2 protein-coding genes are annotated in these 779 nt (G+C 68.5%); both read left to right on the forward strand.

Features of this window, described 5'->3' with window-relative positions; translation table 11 throughout:
* Positions 1-135 precede the first annotated feature (135 nt).
* Positions 136-540: a DUF6507 family protein gene (locus IG84_RS0137155; protein WP_031067844.1), complete on the forward strand. Its 405-nt coding sequence runs from the start codon at positions 136-138 to the stop codon at positions 538-540.
* A partial coding sequence (locus IG84_RS38525; protein WP_037801468.1) for a hypothetical protein occupies positions 537-779 on the forward strand: 243 nt, incomplete at its 3' end. The genes IG84_RS0137155 and IG84_RS38525, both read left to right, overlap by 4 nt.

Consider the following 779-nt stretch of genomic DNA (forward strand, 5'->3'; position numbering starts at 1 on the left):
CCAGCTGCTGAAGACGACGCTGGAGAAGAACGACGGCACCGCGCAGCACACGCTGTCCAAGGCCAAGGCTGCGGTCGACAACATCGGCTGACCTGCCCGAAAGGGGCGGGCCGGTAACGGGGAGCGTGGGTAGGGATGGCGGGCTGGGACCTGCATCCGCAGGGTATTTCGGGTGTGCTGAAGACGACCGGTGAATTCGCCGGAAAGATCGAGGGGCACGCCAAGGCGTACGGCGAGCATCTGCAGTCCGCCGCGAGCAGCGCGGGCACGATCACCGCCGAGGGCGAGGCGCACGGCGGCGGCAAGGACGGGGAAAAGGCCGCCGGCGGCCTGGTCGCGCTGGCGCTCTCGCAATTCGCCGAGCACACAACCAACGACCTGAAGTTCATCGCCGCCCGGGCCGGCAAGTCCCTCACGGGCGCGGTGGAGGCCACCACCGCCTATCTCAACGGCGACCTGGACATGGCCGCCGACGCCCAGCGCAAGGCCCTCGGCGTACCGGACCTGGACCCGAAGAAGCCGGGGGCACAGCAGGCATGAAGATCGAGCTGAAGCCGGACCAGATTCCGCAGTACACCGGTGATCTGGCGCAGCTGGAGAAGGATCATGCGGCGCTGAAGACCGATGCCGGGCACATCCGCACCACCGGCTCGGACGTCCACTCCCACTTCCAGGGCCTGTCGGCGTACTACAAGGCGCCCGAGGCGGAGCAGCTCTTTGCCACCACCAAGCCGGTGCAGGACCGGGCGGACGGCTTCGCCGACGGCCTGGAGACGGTG

Origin of the sequence: Streptomyces ochraceiscleroticus (assembly GCF_000720485.1) — a bacterium.
In the GTDB taxonomy this organism is placed as follows: domain Bacteria; phylum Actinomycetota; class Actinomycetes; order Streptomycetales; family Streptomycetaceae; genus Streptomyces; species Streptomyces ochraceiscleroticus.

What these genes read in the sequence shown, in the direction of transcription:
- IG84_RS0137155 (WP_031067844.1), top strand. Translation starts at nt 136, where the DNA reads ATGGCGGGCTGGGACCTGCATCCGCAGGGTATTTCGGGTGTGCTGAAG.